19 protein-coding genes, 1 pseudogene and 2 riboswitches are annotated in these 22,302 nt (G+C 67.9%); of the genes and pseudogenes, 12 read left to right on the top strand and 8 right to left on the bottom strand.

Translation table 11 applies throughout. The features are described from left to right. The first annotated feature begins 4 nt into the window (after positions 1–4). The 9 genes from VET27_RS21975 (at position 5) to VET27_RS22015 (ending at position 5,784) form a co-directional block, all read left to right on the top strand. A complete protein-coding gene (locus VET27_RS21975; RefSeq protein ID WP_526521728.1) occupies positions 5–601 on the top strand; it encodes a CDP-alcohol phosphatidyltransferase family protein in 597 nt (198 codons plus the stop codon). Beyond that, positions 594–1,505 carry a DUF881 domain-containing protein gene (locus VET27_RS21980; protein ID WP_526521729.1) on the top strand — a complete coding sequence of 304 codons (912 nt, stop codon included), beginning with the start codon at positions 594–596 and terminating at the stop codon, positions 1,503–1,505. The genes VET27_RS21975 and VET27_RS21980 overlap by 8 nt, the downstream gene beginning before the upstream one ends. A gap of 25 nt (positions 1,506–1,530) precedes the next feature. Further along, positions 1,531–1,863, top strand: coding sequence for a small basic family protein (locus VET27_RS21985; protein WP_526521730.1), 333 nt, complete (start codon positions 1,531–1,533; stop codon positions 1,861–1,863). A gap of 3 nt (positions 1,864–1,866) precedes the next feature. Next, positions 1,867–2,631, top strand: coding sequence for a DUF881 domain-containing protein (locus tag VET27_RS21990; protein WP_526521731.1), 765 nt, complete (start codon positions 1,867–1,869; stop codon positions 2,629–2,631). A gap of 39 nt (positions 2,632–2,670) precedes the next feature. Continuing rightward, positions 2,671–3,066, top strand: a complete 396-nt coding sequence (gene gcvH / locus VET27_RS21995; protein WP_526521732.1) for a glycine cleavage system protein GcvH — start codon at positions 2,671–2,673, stop codon at positions 3,064–3,066. Positions 3,067–3,193: 127 nt separating this feature from the next. Then, a complete protein-coding gene (gene garA / locus VET27_RS22000) occupies positions 3,194–3,670 on the top strand; it encodes a glycogen accumulation regulator GarA (RefSeq protein ID WP_526521733.1) in 477 nt (158 codons plus the stop codon). Then, complete coding sequence (gene ftsR, locus VET27_RS22005) at positions 3,670–4,401, top strand: transcriptional regulator FtsR (RefSeq protein ID WP_526521734.1); 732 nt, start codon at positions 3,670–3,672, stop codon at positions 4,399–4,401. Before garA ends, ftsR begins: the two co-directional genes overlap by 1 nt. A gap of 47 nt (positions 4,402–4,448) precedes the next feature. Then, complete coding sequence (locus tag VET27_RS22010; RefSeq protein ID WP_284226624.1) at positions 4,449–4,943, top strand: bifunctional nuclease family protein; 495 nt, start codon at positions 4,449–4,451, stop codon at positions 4,941–4,943. A 217-nt stretch (positions 4,944–5,160) separates the two neighbouring features. Then, positions 5,161–5,784 (top strand): MerR family transcriptional regulator, encoded by a 624-nt coding sequence (locus tag VET27_RS22015; protein ID WP_526521735.1) that lies wholly within the window; start codon positions 5,161–5,163, stop codon positions 5,782–5,784. A 25-nt stretch (positions 5,785–5,809) separates the two neighbouring features. Here VET27_RS22015 and VET27_RS22020 read toward each other — a convergent pair whose 3' ends face one another. After that, a complete protein-coding gene (locus VET27_RS22020) occupies positions 5,810–6,445 on the bottom strand; it encodes a TetR/AcrR family transcriptional regulator (protein ID WP_526521736.1) in 636 nt (211 codons plus the stop codon). On the opposite strand from VET27_RS22020, the gene VET27_RS22025 reads away from it, so the two are divergent. The 3 genes and pseudogenes from VET27_RS22025 to VET27_RS22035 form a co-directional block, all read left to right on the top strand. Further along, positions 6,419–7,456 carry a flavin monoamine oxidase family protein gene (locus VET27_RS22025; protein ID WP_526521778.1) on the top strand — a complete coding sequence of 346 codons (1,038 nt, stop codon included), beginning with the start codon at positions 6,419–6,421 and terminating at the stop codon, positions 7,454–7,456. The genes VET27_RS22020 and VET27_RS22025 overlap by 27 nt on opposite strands. Before the next feature lie 14 nt (positions 7,457–7,470). Next, positions 7,471–7,568: riboswitch (glycine riboswitch) on the top strand. Beyond that, a riboswitch (glycine riboswitch) is annotated at positions 7,569–7,689 on the top strand. A 33-nt stretch (positions 7,690–7,722) separates the two neighbouring features. Continuing rightward, positions 7,723–10,593 carry an aminomethyl-transferring glycine dehydrogenase gene (gene gcvP / locus VET27_RS22030; RefSeq protein ID WP_526521737.1) on the top strand — a complete coding sequence of 957 codons (2,871 nt, stop codon included), beginning with the start codon at positions 7,723–7,725 and terminating at the stop codon, positions 10,591–10,593. A 9-nt stretch (positions 10,594–10,602) separates the two neighbouring features. Continuing rightward, positions 10,603–11,460, top strand: a pseudogene (locus VET27_RS22035) (alpha/beta fold hydrolase); the annotation flags it as partial. A 77-nt stretch (positions 11,461–11,537) separates the two neighbouring features. Here VET27_RS22035 and VET27_RS22040 read toward each other — a convergent pair. From VET27_RS22040 to gnd, 7 genes are all read right to left on the bottom strand, one after another. Continuing rightward, entirely contained in the window at positions 11,538–13,616 is a 2,079-nt protein-coding gene (locus VET27_RS22040) for a substrate-binding domain-containing protein (protein ID WP_526521738.1), read from the bottom strand. A gap of 56 nt (positions 13,617–13,672) precedes the next feature. Next, positions 13,673–15,865 carry a malate synthase G gene (locus VET27_RS22045; protein WP_526521739.1) on the bottom strand — a complete coding sequence of 731 codons (2,193 nt, stop codon included), beginning with the start codon at positions 15,863–15,865 and terminating at the stop codon, positions 13,673–13,675. Between the two features lie 28 nt (positions 15,866–15,893). Then, positions 15,894–16,793, bottom strand: coding sequence for a 3-methyladenine DNA glycosylase (locus tag VET27_RS22050; protein ID WP_526521740.1), 900 nt, complete (start codon positions 16,791–16,793; stop codon positions 15,894–15,896). After that, positions 16,786–17,838: a CBS domain-containing protein gene (locus VET27_RS22055; protein ID WP_526521741.1), complete on the bottom strand. Its 1,053-nt coding sequence runs from the start codon at positions 17,836–17,838 to the stop codon at positions 16,786–16,788. The genes VET27_RS22050 and VET27_RS22055 overlap by 8 nt, the downstream gene beginning before the upstream one ends. Beyond that, entirely contained in the window at positions 17,838–19,190 is a 1,353-nt protein-coding gene (locus VET27_RS22060; protein ID WP_526521742.1) for a CNNM domain-containing protein, read from the bottom strand. The genes VET27_RS22055 and VET27_RS22060 overlap by 1 nt, the downstream gene beginning before the upstream one ends. Before the next feature lie 186 nt (positions 19,191–19,376). Continuing rightward, positions 19,377–20,816, bottom strand: coding sequence for a GuaB1 family IMP dehydrogenase-related protein (locus VET27_RS22065; RefSeq protein ID WP_526521743.1), 1,440 nt, complete (start codon positions 20,814–20,816; stop codon positions 19,377–19,379). Next, entirely contained in the window at positions 20,813–22,267 is a 1,455-nt protein-coding gene (gene gnd, locus VET27_RS22070) for an NADP-dependent phosphogluconate dehydrogenase (protein ID WP_526521744.1), read from the bottom strand. The genes VET27_RS22065 and gnd overlap by 4 nt, the downstream gene beginning before the upstream one ends. Positions 22,268–22,302: the final 35 nt, after the last annotated feature.

Consider the following 22,302-nt stretch of genomic DNA (forward strand, 5'->3'; position numbering starts at 1 on the left):
TCGCATGGACACCGGGGATCGGGTGCTGACCATTCCCAACGCGCTCAGCGTGCTGCGGTTGGTCCTGGTGCCCGTCTTCATCTACCTGCTCGCCGTCGACGCCAACGCCTGGGCCGTCGCGGTGCTCACGTTCAGCGGATTCTCCGACTGGGCAGACGGCAAGATTGCGCGACTCGTCGACAACCAGTCATCGCGACTCGGCGCGCTGCTCGATCCCGCCGTCGACCGCATCTACATGGTGGTCGTGCCCGTGGCGCTGGCGGTCTACGGCATCGTGCCCTGGTGGTTCGTGGTCGTACTCATCGTGCGCGACGTGCTACTCGCCCTCACCCTGCCCGTCCTGCGCAGCCGCGGGCTGACCGCCCTGACCGTCACCTACGTCGGCAAGGCCGCCACGTTCTCGCTGATGTCCGGCTTCCCCCTGGTCCTGCTCGGCCAGTGGGACGCGCTCTGGAGCCGGGTGGCCCTCGCGATCGGCTGGGCGTTCCTCGGCTGGGGGATGGCCATGTACGTCTGGTCGGGCGTGCTGTACCTCGTCCAGGCCACCATGGTGGTTCGGCAGATGCCCCGCCACGTCGCCGGCAGTCGGGGGAATGGCTGACGACGAGCGCGCGCTCGGCGGCTACAGCCCGGACGCCGGACGCCACGCTCACGTAGCGGGTGAACCGACGCCGATCCCGGTGCCGTCGCTGCTGCGGTCGCTGCTGTCCGAGCACCTCGACCCCGGCTATGCCGCAGCGGCTGAGCGGCGCACGTCGGGCCAACCCCGCGGCAGGGCCGCGAACTGGGGCTGGCAGATCCTGGCGGGGTCGCTGGTGACCGCGGTGTTCGCCGCCGCTGCCGCCCAGTCGCAGTCCGTCGCCCCGGCGACTCAGGAGACCAGACAGGTACTGGCCGCGGGGGTGCTCAACGCCGAGCGGACGACGAACGACGGCACCGCCCGCCGCGACGCGCTGGCCGAGCAGGTCGAGTCGGAGCGGCGCAGTCGCCTGGCGGGTGACGAGCGTGGACGCCTGTTGCTCGCCAACCTCGATGTCGCAGACTTCGCCGCCGCCGCCACCGCCGTCCACGGGCCGGGCTTGACCGTCACGGTCACCGAACCCACTGCCGCGCGCGATCTCAGCGACGTGTCCAAACAGCGCGTCGCGGGCAGCCCCCAGGTCATCCTCGACCGCGATCTGCAGCTGGTCGTCAACTCGCTGTGGGTCAGCGGCGCCGAGGCGATCGCCGTCGGCGGCGTGCGCATCGGACCCAACGTCACCGTGCGGCAGGCGGGCGGCGGTCTGCTGGTCGACAACCTGCCCATCAGCAACCCGTACGTCGTGCTCGCCGTCGGCCCGCCGCACGGGATGCACGACGTCTTCGAGCAGAGTCCGGCCCTTCAGCGGCTGCGCATCCTCGAGTCGTCGTACGGGGTCGGCGTCAACGTCAGTGAAGTCGACGACGTGACCCTTCCCGCCAGCTCGGTGCGAGACGTCAACTTCGCCAAGCAGATTGGGCCCTGATGCACACGCGAGTGATCGGAGACAGATGGTCGGAATAGCTGCACTCGTCGTCGGCATAATCCTCGGCCTGGTGTTTCACCCCAGCGTGCCGGAGGTGATCCAGCCGTATCTGCCGATCGCGGTCGTCGCCGCGCTGGACGCGGTGTTCGGCGGGTTGCGTGCGTACCTGGAGCGCATCTTCGACTCGAAGGTGTTCGTGGTGTCGTTCGTCTTCAACGTGCTCGTCGCCACGCTGATCGTCTTCGTTGGCGATCAGCTCGGGGTGGGCACCCAGCTCTCGACCGCGATCATCGTCGTTCTCGGCATCAGAATCTTCGGCAACGCCGCCGCACTGCGGCGCAGACTGTTCGGGGCCTGAGACATGACCGAACCCCACGCGGAACACGGCAGCCACGAGCGGCCCGACGGCGTGGCGGGCGTGGTCCGTCGCGGTCGGACCCAGATCGCCTTCGGTGCGCTGGCGGTCGTGCTGTGCGCCCTGCTCGGGGTGGCGATCGTCACCCAGGCGCGGCAGACCGACTCCGGCGACTCGCTGGAAACGGCCCGCCCGGCCGACCTGCTGGTGCTCCTGGACTCCCTGCAGCAGCGCGAAGCCGCGCTCAACACCGAGGTCGCCGACCTGCAGCGCACCCTCGAAGCGCTGCAGTCCTCGGGCAGCAACGACCAGGCCGCCGTCGAGAACGCCCAGGCCCGGCTGGCCGCCCTGTCGATCCTGATCGGAACCGTGGCCGCGACGGGTCCGGGAGTGACGATCACCATCGACGACGTCGCCCCTGGGGTGTCTCCGGAGACGATGCTCGACGTCGTCAACGAGCTGCGCGCCGCGGGCGCGGAGGCCATGCAGATCTCCAGTCCTGGCGGATCGGTGATCAGAGTCGGCGTCGACACCTGGATCGTAGGATCGCCCGGCGCGCTCGTCGTCGACGGCAGCACGCTGTCGCCGCCCTATTCCGTTCTCGCCATTGGTGATCCAGCGACGCTCGCCGCGGCGATGAACATTCCCGGTGGGGCCGTCGACAGCGTCGAACGCGTCGGCGGCACAATGTCGGTGCAACAAGCCGACGTCGTGAACGTGACCGCCTTGCGGCAACCGAAACCCCGCCAATACGCTCAGCCAGTCAAGTGAGCACGACATCCGCACCCAGGCGGAGAACCGAGGAGCGCCGTGAGCGAGATTCCGTCCGACCTCTTTTACACCGAGGACCACGAATGGGTGCGTCGGACCGGCGACGACACCGTGCGCGTCGGCATCACTGACTACGCCCAGGCCGCGCTCGGCGACGTCGTGTTCGTCGAGTTGCCCGAAGTTGACGCCGACGTCACCGCAGGCGGCGAGTTCGGCACGGTGGAGTCGACCAAGTCGAACTCGGATCTCTTCGCGCCGATCACCGCGAAAGTCGTTGCCGTCAACGGCGAAGTGACCGACTCCCCGGAGTTGGTCAACTCCGACCCGTACGGCGCCGGATGGCTCATCGACCTGCAGATCGACGCCGCGGCGCTATCCGAGGCACTCGACGGTCTGCTCGACCCCGACGCCTACGGCGCCACCCTCGACGAATGAGAATTCCGGCGGTGGTGGACACGGCGACCACCGCCGCGCGGTACGGTCGTCACGAGATGCATGACGGGCGGCGTCAGTGCCGGCGCTTCTGCCAACCATTGCCACAGCAGCCAGTGAGGAGCACCGGGTGACGGACAACGACACCAGTTCGGGAGCTGATCAGTCCGAAGAAGTGACGGTCGAGACCACCTCGGTCTTCCGATCGGACTTCCTCAACGAATTGGACGCACCGCCCCCGACGGGCGGCGACAACGCCGTGTCGGGAGTCGAAGGACTTCCCGCGGGTTCGGCGTTGCTCGTCGTCAAGCGCGGTCCGAACGCCGGGTCGCGATTCCTGCTCGACCAGGCGAGGACCTCGGCCGGTCGACACCCCGACAGCGACATCTTCCTCGACGACGTCACCGTGAGCCGTCGGCACGCGGAGTTCCGGCTCGAGGCCGCGGAGTTCCAGGTCGTCGACGTCGGCAGCCTCAACGGCACCTACGTCAACCGCGAGCCCGTGGATTCCGCGGTGCTGGCCAACGGCGACGAGGTCCAGATCGGCAAGTTCCGACTGGTCTTCCTCACCGGACCGAAGGGTGACGAGGGCGGTTCCGGTAGCTGATGACCGCCCCCGACACCCCAGCGTTCGCCGGGATGTCGATCGGAGCGGTCCTGGACTCGCTGCGACCCGACTTTCCGGACGTGACCATCTCCAAGATCCGCTTCCTGGAAGCTGAAGGACTGGTCACGCCCCAGCGCTCGGGCTCGGGTTACCGGCGGTTCACCGCCTATGACTGTGCGCGGCTGCGGTTCATCCTGACCGCGCAGCGGGATCACTACCTGCCGTTGAAGGTCATCAAGGCCCAGCTCGACTCACTACCCGACGGGGCGCTACCCGAGACCGGATCCGCTTACGGCGTGCCGCGATTGGTGCAGGTGTCGAATGACGGTGACGGCACCGTCCACGACACGGCCGCGGTGGCGCCCGCACAGGTCAGGCTGAGCCGCGAGGATCTGTTGACGCGCTCGGGAGTCGACGAGGAACTGCTCGGCGCCCTCATCAAGGCAGGCGTCATCAAGTCCGGCCCCGGCGGATTCTTCGACGAGCACTCCGTCGTGACCGCCCAGTGCGCGAAGGCGTTGGCCGACTACGGCGTCGAACCCCGGCACCTGCGGGCGTTCCGGTCGGCGGCGGATCGGCAATCCGACCTGATCGCTCAGATTGCCGGCCCCGTGGTGAAGGCGGGCGCCCGCGACCGGGCCGACGATCTTGCGCGCGAAGTTGCCGCACTGGCCATTACGTTGCACACGTCGCTGATCAAGTCCGCCGTGCGCGACGTTCTCGATCGCTGAGGATTAGACTCACCCACGACGGCTTGCGGCGCGGAGGGCAGACACAGATGGGCGAGGTTCGTGTGATCGGCATTCGCGTGGAACAGCCTCAGAACCAGCCGGTTCTGTTGCTGCGAGAGTCCAACGGCGACCGCTATCTTCCAATCTGGATAGGCCAGTTCGAAGCGCAGGCGATCGCGCTCGAGCAGCAGGGCGTTGAGCCTGCGCGCCCGCTCACCCACGATTTGATCCAGGATCTGATTACCGCCCTTGGGCATTCACTCAAGGAAGTTCGGATCGTCGATCTGCAGGAAGGCACGTTCTATGCCGACCTGGTCTTCGACCGCGACATCAAGGTGTCGGCGCGTCCCTCGGACTCCGTGGCCATCGCCATGCGGGTCGGCGTCCCCATCTACGTCGAGGAAGCCGTGCTGGCCGAAGCGGGGCTGCTGATTCCCGACGAGTCCGACGAAGAGACCACCGGAGCGGTCCGGGAAGACGAAGTCGAGAAGTTCAAGGAGTTCCTCGACAGCGTCTCGCCGGACGATTTCAAGGCCACCTGAAGCTCTATAGTCACGGATGCGTCTCGCGCTCTCGACACGCGGAGACGGTTTCATCGATCCAGGTGCGTGGGCAGCCATACTTTGATCGCTACGAGAGGCAGTGAGTGCCGAGCAGGGAGCGTATGCTCGACATACTCGAGAGCTCGGAGCAAACGTGTTGAGTCGTCGTTGACGGCTGCGGGGCACGGATCCAGTTCGATCGGCGAGAGGATGGGCAGTGGGCGACACGCCACGTCAGGAGCAGTTGGATCTCACCTCCAACAGCACGCCGGAGCCGGTGGTCTCAGCAGCCCCTAGCGAACCCGTCCAGGCGGGCCTGTTTCCCGACGACTCCGTCCCGGACGAACTGGTGGGTTACCGCGGCCCCAGCGCCTGCCAGATCGCGGGCATCACGTACCGCCAGCTGGACTATTGGGCCCGGACGTCATTGGTCGTTCCCTCGATCCGCGGCGCGGCAGGCTCAGGCAGCCAACGGCTGTACTCGTTCAAGGACATCCTCGTCCTCAAGATCGTGAAAAGGCTTCTGGATACCGGCATCTCGCTGCACAACATCCGGGTCGCCGTCGATCACCTGCGCCAACGCGGCGTCAAGGACCTGGCCAACATCACGTTGTTCTCCGACGGCACCACGGTGTACGAGTGCACCTCGGCCGAAGAGGTCGTCGACCTGCTCCAAGGCGGCCAGGGCGTCTTCGGCATCGCGGTATCGGGTGCGATGCGTGAGCTCACCGGTGCCATCGCGGACTTCCCGGGTGAGCGGGCCGACGGCGGGGAGTCCATCCCCAGCCCGGAGGACGAACTCGCGTCGCGACGCAAGCACCGCGACCGCAAAATCGGCTGAGGTCAGCCACGCCGGTTTGCGTTGCCTAGATCAGAGTCCGCAGGTAGGCGGCTGCCATTCGCTTGGTCTCCCGCACTTCGGCGACTCCGTCGCTGGCGCCGCTGTCGAGCGTGGCCCTGTCCAGTACCGCGCCGACGCACGTTGCGAGAACGAACATTCCCGCTTCCAGCCGGTGGCGCTGAGTCCTGACCCCGCGTTGCTGCACGAGGTCGGCCAGCTGCCGCGCAATGCGCTCGTCGGACGCGCGATCAAGTACCTGTAACTGGCGGCTAGTTCGCATCGCCGCCCGGACCTGTGCAGCGGCTGGCTCCGACGCCGTCGCCGCGATTACGCCATCGATCAGTTCGTCGATTGCGCGCTCCAGAGAATGGGCAGGGTCCGCGAGCGCCGTGACCTCCGCGACGGCAGATTCAATCCGTTCGTTCATTCGTTCCGCGAGTGTCGCCATCACCGCTTGCCGATCGGAAAAGTAGCGGTAGACGTTGCGGACCCGCAGACCGGTGCGTTCGGCCAGAGCGCTGGTGGTCAGCGCATCGGGTCCACCTTCGGACAGCAGATCACTGGCCGCCTCGAGGATGGCTGCAACGGTGCGACGCGAACGGTCCTGCTCGGGGACGGTGCGCAGCGTTCCGGCATCGGACGGCTCGGCTCTTCGAGTCATGGAAGAGGCTGCGGTCCTGCGCCCTGGTCGCACCCCGACGCCGAGCGGTTCGACCGGCAGACTCTCGGCGCCTGGATGCACCGTCACACCCTGACGCGGGGGGCCCGCTTCTTCCTCGAGCTGATCACGGCCACCTCGTTCGGCTGCCACCCCGACGAGCTGTCCCTGCTCGGGTTTCTCGTACACGTTGCGTCGGCTGACGGACTGGCGAACCTCACCGGGGTCAGGGGCGCAGCTCTAGACCGTCACATCGTTGGCGGCGCAGCAACGCTCTGCGACGAACTGGCCGCCAAGCTGGGTGCCCGCGTTCGCTGCGACACTCCCGTGAGACTGATCGAGCAAGCCGACTCTGGGCTGCGAATCGTTGGTGAGGGTTTCGAATTCACCTGCCAGCACGGGGTTCTGGCGGTCGACCCGGCTATGGCGGGCGGCATCGAGCATCGGCCAGCACTGCCGCCGAGGCGCGCCACACTGCAACGTACGTTCGCGATGGGTAGCGGCACCAAGGTCCACATCGGCTACGACGAACCCTTCTGGCGGCGCGGCGGGTTGTCGGGCCTGTCCTACGCCGACAGCGGACTGATCCCCGTCACGTTCGATGTCGGTCAACCGGCCGGGCCCGGCATCTTGATGACATTTCTCGATCACGCCGCGTGGGAATCCACCGGTTTGCTCGACGGCCCGCCCGAGTGCCGCCGCGACGCGGTGGCGGCCGAGCTCGCAGAGCGCTTCGGAGAACAGGCCCGCCAACCGGTCGACTACGTCGAACAGGACTGGTCGACCGAGCCCTACCAGGCCGGCTGCGTTCCACGGCCCTCGCCTGGCGTCATCACTGCCGCCCGGGACGCGTTCACACGACCGGTGGGCAACCTGCACTTCGCGGGCGCCGAGTCCACGCATGTCTGGGAGGGGCACATGGACGGCGCAGTGGCGTCCGCCCATCGAGTGGTCGGCGAATTGACCGGCTCGCTACCGTCGGCCGGCAACGCGCTGATAGCGCCGGCCCGGTAGACTCAACCACGCATCGCCCCCGCGCGGGAGAGTTCCGTGGCCGCCAGCCACGGACGCCGAAGGAGCAACACCTCTCCGTCAACCTCTCAGGCACCAGGACCGCGCGGAGCCACGATGCCTCTGGAAAGTGGCGAGTTCGACATCGCCCGCCCATGGGGAAAGGCTCCGCCGGCATTGTCCGGCCCGCCGAATCTCTCAGGCACCCGTTACGGGTCGACGACAGAGGGAGAGGACCGCTAGCGGTTCTGCGCTCTGAGAGGCCTCCCTTGTCCGGTGCTCGTCCCCACCCCAGCAACGAACATCACCAGCCCCGGTTCGCCGATCGACACATCGGACCGGACGCTGACGCCATCGAAACCATGCTCGGGGTCATCGGCGTGGACACCCTCGGAGAGCTGGCCGAAAAGGCGCTGCCCGCGGGAATTCTCGACGCCATCACGATCGACGGGATAGCCCCCGGACTCGACCAGCTCCCGCCGCCGGCGTCGGAGGAGCAGTCCCTTGCCGAGTTGCGGGCGATGGCCGACGCGAACACCGTCGCCCTCTCGATGATCGGGCAGGGGTACTTCGACACGCTGACACCGCCCGTGTTGCGGCGCAACATCCTCGAGAACCCCGCCTGGTACACCGCCTACACGCCGTACCAGCCGGAGATCAGCCAGGGCAGGCTCGAGGCCCTGCTGAACTTTCAAACGATGGTCGAGGAGCTGACCGGCCTCGAGGTGGCCAACGCATCGATGCTCGACGAGGGCACCGCCGCGGCCGAAGCCATGACGTTGATGCACCGGGCTGTCAAGGGCTCGGCCAACACCCTCCTCGTCGACAGCGACGTCTACCGCCAAACCGCCGCGCTGCTGACCACCCGCGCCGCACCGCTCGGCATCGAGATCGTGACCGCCGACCTGCGCAACGGACTGCCGGACGGCGACTTCTTCGGCGTCATCGTGCAACTGCCCGGCGCGAGTGGCGCAGTGGTCGACTGGTCCGGCGTGATCAGCCAGGCACACGATCGTGGCGCACTGGTCGCGGTCGGCGCCGACCTTCTTGCCCTCACCCTGATCACCCCGCCCGGAGAAATCGGCGCGGACGTCGCCTTCGGAACCACGCAACGATTCGGCGTGCCAATGGGATTCGGTGGACCGCACGCGGGATACCTCGCGGTGCACACCAAGCATGCCCGCCAGCTGCCGGGCCGTCTGGTAGGCGTGTCGGTGGACTCCGACGGCTCGCTGGCCTACCGACTCGCATTGCAGACCCGCGAACAGCACATCCGACGCGACAAGGCCACCAGCAACATCTGCACGGCGCAGGTGCTGTTGGCGGTGATGGCGGCCATGTACGCCAGCTACCACGGCGCCGACGGGTTGACGGCGATCGCCCACAAGGTGCACGGCAACGCACTCGGTGTCGCCATGGGGCTCGTCGAGGCAGGCGTCGAGGTGGTGCACGACGCCTTCTTCGACACCGTGCTGGCCCGCGTCCCCGGCCGCGCCGAGGAGGTCCGCGCGGCGGCCAAGGCCCGCGGCATCAACGTGTGGCTGGTCGACGGCGACCACGTCTCGGTGGCGTGCGACGAGGCCACCACGGCCAACCACGTCGAGGACGTCCTCGCCGCGTTCGGCGCCACCCGCGGCGGCCAGCACTGGACCGGTGCCGAAATCGCCACGCGCACTTCGCCCTTCCTTACGCACCCGGCGTTCACCAAGTACCGCACCGAGACCGAGATGATGCGCTACCTGCGATCGCTCGCCGACAAGGACATCGCCTTGGACCGCAGCATGATCCCACTGGGGTCGTGCACGATGAAACTCAACGCCGCCGCCGAGATGGAGCCGATCACCTGGCCGGAGTTCGCCCGCCAGCACCCGTTCGGACCGGTCTCGGACACGCCAGGACTGCGCAAACTGATCGCCGACGTCGAAGGCTGGCTTACCCAGATCACCGGCTACAACTCGGTCTCCCTGCAACCGAACGCCGGCTCACAGGGGGAGTACGCGGGACTGCTCGCGATCCAGGCCTACCACCTCAGCCGGGGCGACTCGCAACGCAACGTCTGCCTCATCCCGTCGAGCGCCCACGGCACCAACGCGGCGTCCGCCGCGCTCGCGGGCATGCGCGTCGTCGTCGTCGCGTGCCGCGAGAACGGGGACGTCGACCTCGACGACCTCCGCGCCAAGATAGCCGAGCACGGGGAAAGCATTGCGGCGCTGATGATCACGTACCCGTCGACCCACGGCGTGTACGAGCACGACGTCGAGGAGATCTGCGGAGCCGTGCACGACGTCGGCGGCCAGGTCTACGTCGACGGCGCGAACCTCAACGCCCTCGTCGGGCTGGCCCGGCCGGGCAAATTTGGTGGCGACGTCAGCCATCTCAACCTGCACAAGACGTTCTGCATCCCGCACGGCGGCGGCGGCCCGGGCGTCGGACCGGTCGCGGTGCGCAGCCACCTGGCTCCGTTCCTGCCCGGCCACCCGATGGCCGACGAGCTCAAGGACACCTACGCTGTGTCGGCCGCCCCGTACGGCTCGGCGTCGATCCTTCCGATCACGTGGGCGTACATCCGGATGATGGGTGCGCCCGGCCTGCGGGCCGCGACGCTCACCGCCATTGCGTCGGCCAACTACGTCGCCCGCCGTCTCGACGAGTACTACCCGGTGCTCTACACGGGGGAGAACGGCATGGTGGCCCATGAGTGCATCCTCGACCTGCGCACCATCACCAAGACCACCGGCGTGACCGTTGACGATGTGGCAAAACGGTTGGTGGACTATGGGTTCCACGCTCCGACGATGAGCTTCCCGGTCGCGGGCACGCTGATGGTGGAGCCCACCGAGAGCGAGAGCCTGGCCGAGGTGGACGCGTTCTGCGAGGCCATGATCGCGATCCGCGCAGAGATCGACCAGGTCGGGTCCGGCCACTGGTCGGTCGACGACAACCCGCTGCGCGGTGCCCCGCACACGGCCGAGTGCCTGCTCGTCGAGGACTGGAATCACCCGTACACCCGCGAGCAGGCGGCGTATCCGCTGGGCAAGGGCTTCCGGCCCAAGGTGTGGCCGCCGGTGCGCCGAATCGACAGCGCCTACGGTGACCGCAATCTGGTCTGCTCCTGCCCGCCGGTGGAGGCCTTCGCCTAACCTTGGCCGATGCTGCCACGTAGCGTTCGGGACTGGCTCGACGGGGGACACTTCGTCGAGACGGGTGTGGGCTCGGTGTTCGTCCGCGCGTCGGCGGGCACCGGCCCGACGGTGCTCCTGCTACACGGCTATCCGTCGAGTTCTTACGACTACCGCAACGTGGTTGCCCACCTTGGTGATCGCGCCTGGTTGACGATGGACTTCCTGGGCTTCGGCCTGTCCGACAAGCCGCGGCCACACCGTTACAGCCTTCTCGAACAGGCCGATCTGGTGGAGACGATCGTCGCGGCAGAGGTGTCGGGCCCGGTGGTGCTGATCGCCCACGACATGGGCACGTCGGTCGCCACGGAGCTTCTGGCTCGAGACATCGACGGCCGCCTGGGTTTCGATCTTCGGGCTGCGGTGCTGACCAACGGCAGCGTGATTCTGGAGCGGGCCAGTTTGCGGCCGGCGCAGAAGGTGCTGCGCGGGCCGCTCGGACCCGTTGCCGCCCGGTTGGCCAACCGCAAGGGCTTCCTTAAGGGCTTCGGCGAGCTGTTCAGCGCCGGGCACCCCCTGTCGGCCGAGGAGGCCGACGCACAGTGGGCGCTGCTGTCGTACCACGACGGACATCGGATCACGCATCTGACGATCTCCTACCTCGACGAGCGCGTGCGCTACGCCACGCGGTGGCACGGCGCGGTGCGGGACTGGCCGAAACCACTCGGGTTCCTGTGGGCGTTGGACGATCCCGTCGCGACGGTCAACGTGCTGGCCGGCCTACGCGAGTTGCGCCCTGCCGCCGAGGTCGTCGAACTCGAAGGCGTCGGCCACTACCCCCAGGTCGAGGTGCCCGAGGTCTTCACAGAGCACGCGTTGCACCTGCTCACCTCCGCCGAACGTGGATTACCCCCACGCCAACCGCGAGATCCGCGTGAGGGTAATCCACGTTCGGCGGGAAGTGGTTAGCCGAGCGCGGTGGTCAGCGCCGTGATGAGTTCCGGGCCCGCCGAACTGTTCAGGTTCTGGTAGTCGCCACCGGTCGCCTGAGCCACTGCTTCCCAGGTGCCGCGATCGGGGTCGCCGCCGAAGTCGATGACGTTGACCGCCACCGGCCGTGCCTGGTTGAAGTTCTGCCGGATGAAGTCCTGCAGGCCAGGGCCGTCGAGCGACTGGTCGGTGTGCGGTCCCGCCGTGATGACCAGTACCGAATTGGGTTGGCCCTCAAGGAAGTTCGCGACCGCCTCCGGGTACAGCAACCGCAGGGTCGTGAAGGACACCGCACCGCCGTTGCTGGGCACCTGACCGTTCAGGTTGGTGGTGAGCACCGCCGAGCGCGGTTGACCGCCGACCTGGTCGGCGAGTGGTCCCATCGGCACCTCGGAACGACCCGCCACGCCGTCGAACGTCCACAACCCGACCGCCGAGCTCGGTGGAAGGGCCTGCAGTCGCGCGTTGAGCGCAGCGGTGACGTTGTCCAGCCTGGACTTGCCGCCCTCGTCGGGGGTCATCGACTGGTCGAGGAGGACGGTGACGGCAGGATTCTGGGCGGGTGTGCTGACGAGGTTGGCCAACGTGGCACGCATGCCGTTGTCACCCACCGACAGCGGCGCCGACAGCGAGGCGAAGTCGGTGACGTCACTCTCCGGCATGGTGGTGCCCTCGGCACGGAAACCAGCCGCCGACAGGCTCGACAGCGCCTCCGGCTTGCGCAGGAAACGGGCGAACTCGCTTGCTGCGCTTACCTGTTCCTGGCTCAGCCAGGTGCCTGCTAGCAGAACCGTCGGATAGTCGGCCAGCGCCGTCGGTCCCGGCGGCAGCCACGAGGCCAGCTGACCCTTGGCGTCCGGCTGAGTGCCCCGCTGGAAGATCTGCTGCTCGGTGGCGACCACTGCGTGCACGTCAGCCGTGGCGGGATTGCCTGCCTTGATCAACGCGTCCATCGCCGTCGACGACGCGTTGTCGGCGAGCTTGGGCTGCCCCGCCATCAAGCTCGCGATGGCGTTGGCACCGGACGTCGGGGGTTGGCCCTGTGGTGCCGCTGCGGAGGCGACAGCCTCGGCGGCCAGATACGTGGCGTCGCTGTCGCCGGTCAGCGGCAGCGCCAGTCGCAGAGATCCCCAGCCGGGCAGGTTCACGCCGTCCAGAGACGCGGGATTGCTCTGCAGGCCGGGGAGCGTGCCCCAGTTCTGTTGAGCCAGCCCATTCTTCAACTGGGGTCGCACCGCGAGCATCACGGGCGAGGTGACCAGGGACCGGCTGTCGCTCACGGTCTTCTCTCCGGTCGACGCCTCGAGGCGTGCCTCGGAGATCGAACTGCCGGGAATCCACAGCGCGGGGCGCTCGCCCAGTTCCCCGCGCCACGGCCCGACGAACCCGTTGATGACCTGATCGGAATCCGCGGACTTCACCCCGACCTTGACGCACTTGTCCCCGACGGGGTCCGCGGACTGGTTGTACTTGTCGGCGAGGGGCGTCATCTGGTCCGCGATGGACGGGTCGACGATCACCGCGACGGCGACCTCGCCGGCCACGCATCGGGCGGCGCTGGCCTCCGAACGCTGCGACAGGGCATCGCCGAAGAAGCGCCAGAGGATCACGGCGCCGACCACGACGACGACGGTGACCAGGGCAATGATGACTCCGACACTGACGCCGCGCCTGCCGGTCTCGATGGCGCGGTGGCTGCCGGTCCACTCGCCGCCGTCCCAGTCACCGCCGTGCTGCGGCCCGGAGGCCGGTGGCCGGTCGGGTGGGGGAGTCGATGAGGCGAACGCCTGCGTCGCGGGTTCCGGCTCCTCGAGATACGAGTAGTCATACCCGGTCTCCGTGGGGGCGCCGGACTGCCAGTCGTCGTAGTCGGTCTGGTCGTCGTCGTCGGTCTCGTAGCCGTCGTCGGCGTCCTCGTGGTTGTCACCGCGATCGTCGAAATACCCACCGTCACCGGGGTATTCGAGCTCCGGCTGACCTCCGCCGACGTCCGACCCGCCGGATGGTCCCGCCTCCGAGTCGTCCTCGGGATCGGGAATGCTATGCCTGCCCATCCCTCAACCCCTGCACTCGTTGCTCTGACTTGTCACCCGGCCCCGCCGAAGTCTAGTCACTGGTTGGCGTGGCGAGCCTTGAACTCCCGGCGACGGCGATGCAGGATCGGCTCCGTATAGCCGTTGGGCTGCTCGGTACCGGACAGGATCAGCTCCTGGGCCGCCTCGAACGCAATGCTGGCTTCGGGGTCGGGGGCCATCGGCAGATAGTCGGGGTCCTTGGCGTTCTGCTCGTCGACCACGGCGGCCATCCGTCGCAGGCTGGCCTTCACGTCTTCGGGGGTGATGACGCCGTGGTGCAGCCAGTTGGCCAGCAGCTGGCTTGAGATGCGAAGGGTGGCGCGGTCCTCCATGAGAGCCACGTCGTGGATGTCCGGCACCTTCGAGCAGCCGACGCCCGCATCGATCCAGCGCACCACGTAGCCCAGGATCGACTGGCAGTTGTTGTCGACCTCCTCGCGGATCTCCTCGGGAGCCCACGCGAGTTCCTTGGCGAGCGGAATGGTCAACAGCTCGTCGAGCGTCGTCCGCTTCTTCCCCGCGAGCCCCTTCTGCACCTCGAACACGTCGACCTGGTGGTAGTGCATCGCATGCAGGGTCGCACCGGTCGGGGACGGCACCCACGCGGTCGTGGCGCCGGCCTTGGGCTGGCCGATCTTCTGCTCGACCATGTCGGCCATCAGCTCGGTCATGGCCCACATGCCCTTGCCGATCTGCGCCTTGCCGGACAAGCCGGCGGCCAGGCCGGTGTCGACGTTGGCGTCCTCGTAAGCCTTGATCCACGGCTGACTCTTCATCGCGCCCTTGCGGATCATCGGCCCGGCCTCCATCGAGGTGTGGATCTCGTCGCCGGTGCGGTCCAGGAAGCCGGTGTTGATGAACACCACGCGGTCGGCGGCGGCCTTGATGCACGCTTTGAGGTTCAGCGTGGTGCGCCGCTCCTCGTCCATGATGCCGACCTTCATGGTGGCCTGCGGCAGGCCAAGCACGTCCTCGACGCGGCTGAACAGTTCGCACGTGAACGCGACCTCGTCGGGACCGTGCATCTTGGGCTTGACGATGTAGATCGAACCGGTGCGGCTGTTGATCAGCGGCCCGTTGTGCTCGTCGGCCTTGAGGCCGTGCATGGCGATGAGCCCGGTGAACAGTGCGTCCTGGATGCCCTCGGGCACCTCGTTGCCGTCGGCGTCCGTGATGGCGTCGTTGGTCATGAGGTGGCCGACGTTGCGGACGAACAGCAGGCTGCGGCCGGGCAGGGTCAGCTCGCCGCCGTCGGGGGCGGTCAAGGTGCGGTCCTCGTTGAGGACCCGGGTGAACGTCTTGTCGCCCTTGCTGACCTCTTCGGTCAGGTCGCCGCGGTTCAGGCCCAGCCAATTGCGGTAGCCGAGCACCTTGTCGTCGGCGTCGACGGCCGCCACCGAGTCCTCGAAGTCCATGATCGTGGTGATCGCGGACTCCAGCACGACATCCTTGACACCCGCCTCGTCGGTCGAACCGACGGGGGAGTCCGGGTCGATCAGAATCTCGATGTGCAGGCCGTGGTGCACCAGCAGCACCGACGTCGGCGAGTCCGCCTCACCGAGGTAGCCGACGAACTCCTCGGGATTGGCGAGACCCGTGGACAGGTCGTCGCCGAGGGTGATCAACAGCTGGCCCTCGTCCACCTTGAAGCCGGTGGCGTCGACGTAGGAACCGGACGCCAGCGGCACCGACTCGTCGAGGAACGTGCGGGCATACGCGATGACCTCGTTGCCGCGCACCCGGTTGTAGCCGCCGCTGCCCTTCTCGGCGCCATCCGTCTCGGGGATGACGTCGGTGCCGTACAGCGCGTCGTACAGCGAGCCCCAGCGTGCGTTGGACGCGTTCAGCGCGAAGCGGGCGTTGAGGATCGGCACCACCAACTGTGGACCCGCAGTGCTGGTGATCTCGGTGTCGACACCCGAGGTGGTGATGGAGAAGTCTTCGGGTGCGGGTTCGAGGTACCCGATCGCGGTGAGGAACTCTTGGTACTCCGCCGGGTCGAACGGTCCGATGACGCGCTGACGATGCCACTTGTCGATCTGCGCCTGCAGGTCGTCCCGTCGCGCCAGCAGATCCTGGTTCCGGGGCCCCAGATCGGTGACGACCTTGTCGACGCCCGCCCAGAAGCTGTCGGCGTCCACACCGGTGCCCGGCAGCGCCTCATTGGTGATGAAGTCGTGCAGCACCCGTGCCACGCGCAGGTTTCCGACGGTCACGCGATCGGTCATGGTTTCCTCTCTCAAGCGTCGATCCAGCTTACCCGTGGGTAACTGCGGGCCGATTGGCCTGTCGCGCCGCCGCGAGCAACTCGTCGCACCGGCTCAGCAGGGCTACCCGAAGCGGGGCGGCGCGCTCGGCGATCTCGCGTTGACACCGCACGTACTCGATGCGGCCCGCGGCGTCCTCGATCGCGATGGGTGCGATCCCGTAGGACAGCAGGTCGTACGGGCTGGCCCGCATGTCCAGCGCCCGCGCGTCGGCCGCGAGGTCCAGGCAGTCCATCAGCAATTCCGACGGCACCAGCGCACCGAGCTTGTAGCACCACTTGTACAAGTCCATGTTGGCGTGCACGCAACCCGGTTGTTCGCTGACGACCTGCGTCTGGCGGCTCAACAACTCGGCGTTGCGCGGCACGGCTGGCCCGGTGAAGAAGCGGTAGGCGTCGAAGTGACTGCACCGCAACGGGTTTGATTCGATCACCGCGTCGGTGCCCGCCGCGCCGAGCCGGAGCGGAACCTGGCCGTGCCGCACGTCGGGGGTGCGGTAGACCATCGCCCACTCGTGGAGTCCGAAGCAGTTCAGCCGCGCCGGCCGACCGGCCGTGGCCCGCAGCAACTCCGCGATGAATTCGACGGTGTAGATGCGGGTGAGCAGGTGCGCTCGGGTGACGGTGACCGCGGAGCCCCCTCGGACGTAGGCGGCGCGGTCGGCGAACCGATCCGCCGAGGCACCCTCGAGGGCGATGCCGAAGCCGGGGTGCCAGCGACGCAACTGTCGGGGACGCAGACTGTAGTAACTGAACAGGAAGTCCCACACCGGATGCGCTTCGCCACGTTGGGCGCGGGCACGGTGCGGCCCGAGGAAGTCCTGCGCCCGCTCGACGTACCGGCGCTCGCGCTCGGTCCAGTCGGATTCGCCGAGCACCGTCTCAGACACGGTGCGTTCCGTCGCGCACCGTCCCCACCAGATCCTCGACGAGGTCCTCCAACGCCACGACGGCGGTTACCTGTTCGCCGGTGGTGACGAGGGCCAGGTGGCTGTTGTCGCGCCGCAAGCGGGTCAATGCATCGGGCACGGGCAACGACGACGGCAACCTCGGAAGGGCGCGCACGCTCGACGCGTCGAGCACCGCATCGGGGTCGTTCATCAGCGAGAGCACGTCCTTGATGTGCAGGTAACCGAGGTATTCGCCCGCGCCGTCGGTCACGGGGAAGCGTGAATAGCCCGTGTCGACCAGCGCCCGTTCGATCGCGGCGACGGTGGGTCCCAGCCCCGGACCCGCGACCGGAACCGCCCGGATGTCACCGAGCGGAATCGCGACGTCGGCGACGACGTGGGTGCGCACCTGCAGAGCCCGCGTCAGCCTGCCGTGCTCCTCGGGGTCGAGCAGGCCCTCCGACAGTGACTCGGCGATCATCTCCCACAGTTCGACCGTGGACACCGTCACGTCGAGCTCGTCCTTGGGTTCCACGCCGAACGTGCGCAGCGTCGTGTTGGCGCACCAGTTGTAGAACGCGATGAACGGCTTGGCCAGTCGCATGTAGACCAGATACGGCGGGATCAGCAGCATCGCCGTGGACTCGGGCCCGGCGATCGCGATGTTCTTCGGCACCATCTCGCCGAGCAGCACGTGCAGCGTCACCACGACGCCGAGCGCGATCAGGAACGACACCGTGTGCAGCACCGTGTCCGGAATTCCCACGGCGCCGAACGGACCCTCGAGGAGGTGGGCGACCGCGGGCTCGCCGACCCGGCCAAGCAGGATCGAGCAGATGGTGATGCCCAGCTGGGCGCCGGCCAACATGAGGGACAGCCGCTCACCCGCCCTGATGACGGTGACGGCGCTCTTCTTGCCCTGTTCGGCGAGGGCTTCCAGGCGGTCGCGGCGCGCCGAGATCAGCGCGAACTCGGACCCCACGAAGAAGGCGTTGGCACCGAGCAGCAGCACCGTCAGCAGCACACCGAAGACGTCGGATCCCATCAGTCCTCCTTCCCGGGTTTCCCGCGGCGGCCCAGCTCGGTCAGCTCCAGCAGGTCGATGCGTCGGCCGTCCATCTGAATCACCGTCGCCTGCCAGTGCACGGGATCGTCCAGGGGACCGTCGGGGTCGAACTCGGTGAGCTGGACGGTCTCGCCGGGCTCGGGGATATGTCCGAGCTCCTGAAGGATCAGGCCGCCTATCGTTTCGTACTCGCCCTCCGGCGGCCGGAACGGCGTCTCGGTCTCGACCTCGTCGATGCGCAGCAGACCCGAGATCCGCCACCCGTCGCGAACCTCGACCACGTCGGGGGTGGCGTCGTCGTGCTCGTCGCGGACGTCGCCGACGATCTCCTCGATGAGGTCCTCGACGGTAACCATGCCCGCCGTGCCGCCGTACTCGTCGACCACCAGCGCGGTCTGCAGGCCGTTGGCGCGGATCTGAGCCATCACCGCGTCACCGTCCAGGCTCGACGGCACGGTGGCCACGGGCAGGGCGATCACCGACAGGCGCGTATGGGCGCGGTCGGCGACCGGCACCGTGAACACCTGCTTGATGTGCACGATCCCGACCGTCTCGTCGAGGTCTCCGTCGACGATGGGGAAGCGGGAGAAGCCCGTCTCCATCGCCTTGACCACCAGGTCCGCGACGGTGTCATCGACGTGCAGCGCCTCGATCTTCGAGCGTGGCGTCATGAGCTCCTCCGCCGAGCGCTCACCGAACTGCAGAGAGCGGTCGACGAGATCCGCCGTGCTCGCGTCCAGCGAGCCGCTGCGCTTGGAGGTCCGCACCAGCGACACGAGCTCCTGCGGCGAGCGAGCGGACCGCAGCTCCTCGGCGGGTTCGATGCCGAGCCGGCGCAGGATCCAGTTCGCGGTGCCGTTGGTCACCTTGATCGCCGGGATCAGCATCCGCGAGAACCACCATTGCAGCGGGGCGGCCCATCGCGCGGTCGGCAGCGGCTTGGCGACGGCCAGGTTCTTCGGCACCAGCTCGCCGAAGATCATCGACACCGACGTGGCGATCAGCAGCGCCAACGCCAGCGCGATGCCGTCGAGCATGCTCGACGGAACGCCGATCGCGGTCAATGGTGCGTGCAGCAGCCTGCCGACGACGGGTTCGGCCAGGTAACCGGTGGCCAGCGTCGTGATCGAGATGCCGAGCTGTGCGCCCGACAACTGGAACGACAGCGAGCGGTGGGCCTTCTGGACGTACTGGTCCCGCCAGCCGCCGGTCTTGGCGTTGGCCTCGACGGTGCTGCGTTCCAGGGCGGTGAGGGAGAACTCCGCGGCGACGAACAACGCCGTCCCGGCTGTCAGCAGCAGGAAGGCGATCAGACTGAGGACCAGGCTCATCGGAGCCTCGCACAACGGGCGCCGGGCATTGAGCCCGGCTGCCTACTGGAGGGTTCGGCGTCGGATGGCTCCGAGGAGGCCCGTTCAGGTTCCGGGGCCTCGGCGGGTGCCTGCGGCACGTGTTCCCTTTCGATCGGCGACGAGATGGGGCCAATCGTAGCCGAGTCAGCGCAGCACGCTGGGCGGTCACCACCCCGTCGGCAGCGGGTGCCCCTCGGCGAAGCCGGCAGCGGACTGCACGCCGAGGACGACCTTGTCGTGGAGTTCTGGCAACGTCGCCGCCCCCACGTAGGTGCAGGTGCTCCGCACGCCGGAGGTGATGTGGTCGAGCAGGTCCTCGACGCCACCGCGGGTCGGGTCCAGGTCCATCCTCGACGTCGAGATGCCCTCTTCGAACAGTGCCCTGCGCGCGCGGTCGAACTGGCTGTCACCGGCGGTCCTGGCCGCCGCCGCCCGCTTCGACGCCATGCCGTAGCTCTCCTTGTACCGCCGGTCCTCCCGGTCGTACAGCAGGTCACCCGGCGACTCGTAGGTCCCGGCGAACCATGAGCCGATCATCACGTTGGAGGCACCCGCGGCAAGCGCGAGTGCCACGTCACGCGGATGCCGTACGCCGCCGTCCGCCCAGACGTGACCACCCAGTTGCCCTGCTGCAGAAGAGCATTCGACTACGGCGGAGAACTGGGGGCGTCCGACCCCGGTCATCATCCGGGTCGTGCACATCGCCCCGGGGCCGACGCCCACCTTGACGATCGACGCGCCCGCGCTGATCAGGTCGCGCGCCCCCTCGGCCGACACCACGTTGCCCGCCGCCAGCGGCAGTCCGAGGTCCAGCGACGACACCGCCTTGATCGCATCGAGCATCTTGAGCTGATGACCGTGTGCGGTGTCGACCACCAGCAGGTCGACCCCCGCTTCGGCCAGCGCCTGGGCCTTGGCCGCGACGTCGCCGTTGATGCCGACCGCGGCCGCGATCCGCAGGCGGCCCGCATCGTCGACGGCGGGCGTGTAGATGCCTGCCCGGACGGCGCCCGTGCGCGTCAGTACGCCGGCCAGGCGGCCGTCGGGCCCGGTCATCACGGCCACCCCGACCGAGCTGTGCTCGAGTTGGTCGAACACCACGCGCGGATCGGTGCCAACGGGTGCGGTCACGAAATCGGCGACGGCGACGTCGCGGACCCGTGCGAAGCGGTCCACGCCCTGACACGACGCGTCGGTGACCAGGCCGACCGGTTTGCCGTCCTGATCGACCACGACGGCAGCACCGTGCGCGCGCTTGTGAATCAGCGCGGTGGCGTCGGATACCGAGTCCTCCGGCGACAGGGTGACGGGGGTGTCGACCACCATGTCCCGGCTCTTCACGAAATCGACCATCTGGCGTACCGCCGAGGCCGGAAGATCTTGCGGCAGAACGACGATGCCGCCGCGTCGCGCCACCGTCTCAGCCATCCGACGGCCGGCAACCGCGGTCATGTTGGCTACGACCACGGGGATCGTGGTACCGGACCCGTCGACGGTCGAGAGGTCGACGTCGAACCGGGACGTGACGTCGGAGCGCCCCGGCACGACGAAGACGTCGTTGTAGGTCAGGTCGTAGGGCGGGTTGTGCCCCTCCAGGAATCTCACGCAGGCGACTCGCTGCGGTCACCGCTCCACTGGGTGTGGAACTTCTTGCTCGGGTCCTCGTCGATGCGCCCGTAGGTGTGCGCGCCGAAGAAGTCGCGCAGCCCCTGGGTGAGAGCCGCGGGGAGGCGCTCGGTGCGCAACGCGTCGTAGTAGGACAGCGCCGACGAGAAGCCAGGAATCGGGATGCCCAATTCGGTGGCGGTCACCACGACGCGTCGCCAGCCGTCGATGGCAGCCTCGATGGCCTCGCGGAAGTACGGAGCCACGATCAGCGTGGCCAGCTCCGGCTCGTCGTCGAAGGCTTCCTTGATCCGGTTGAGGAACTTAGCCCGGATGATGCAGCCACCGCGCCAGATGGTGGCCATGTCACCGGGCGTGATGCCCCAGTCGTACTCCTTGCTGCCAGCCTGAATCTGGTTGAAGCCCTGGGCATACGCGACGATCTTCGAGGCGTACAGCGCCTTGCTGACGTCGTCGGTGAACTTCGCGGCATCGGTCGGCTTGGCGCCGAGGGTGCCGGAAGCCAGACCGGTGGTGGCCTTGCGCTGGGTGACCGAGCCCGACAGCGCGCGGGCGAAGACGGCCTCGGCGATGCCGGTCACCGGCACCCCGAGGTCCAGTGCGGACTTGACCGTCCAGCGGCCGGTGCCCTTCTGTTCCGCTTCGTCGAGGATGACGTCGACCAACGGCTTGCCGGTCTTGGCATCGACCTGCTTGAGCACCTCCGCGGTGATCTCGATGAGGTAGCTGTCCAGATCGCCCTCGTTCCACTCGCCGAAGACCTCGGCGATCTCGGGCGCCGTCTTGCCGAGCCCATCGCGCAGCAGCTGGTAGGCCTCGCCGATCAGCTGCATGTCGGAGTACTCGATGCCGTTGTGCACCATCTTGACGAAGTGGCCCGAGCCGTCGGGACCGATGTGCGTGCAGCAGGGCACGCCATCGACGTGCGCGGAGATCTCCTCGAGCAACGGGCCCAACGACTTGTAGGACTCGGCCGGGCCGCCCGGCATGATCGACGGACCGTTGAGCGCGCCCTCCTCGCCGCCGGAGATGCCTGCGCCGACGAAGTGCAGACCGCGTTCCCGGATCGCCTTCTCCCGTCGGATGGTGTCGGTGTAGAGGGAGTTGCCGCCATCGATGATGATGTCGCCTTCCTCCATCGCATCGGCGAGCTCGTTGATCACGGCATCGGTGGGGTCGCCCGCCTTGACCATGATCAGCACCCGGCGTGGCTTCTCCAGTGCGGCAAGGAATTCGGGGATGGTCTCACTGCGCACGAACTTGCCCTCGGAACCGTGCACTTCCAGTAGCGCGTCGGTCTTGGCGACCGACCGGTTGTGCAGTGCCACGGTGTAGCCGTGGTGGGCGAAGTTACGTGCGATGTTGGACCCCATCACGGCCAGGCCGGTGACGCCGATCTGAGCCGTGGCGTTGGTTTCGGGCGAGCTCACAGGCAGCCTTTCGTCGATTGGTTGTCGCACGGGGA

Origin of the sequence: Mycobacterium sp. (genome assembly GCF_035633495.1) — a bacterium.
Lineage (GTDB): Bacteria > Actinomycetota > Actinomycetes > Mycobacteriales > Mycobacteriaceae > Mycobacterium.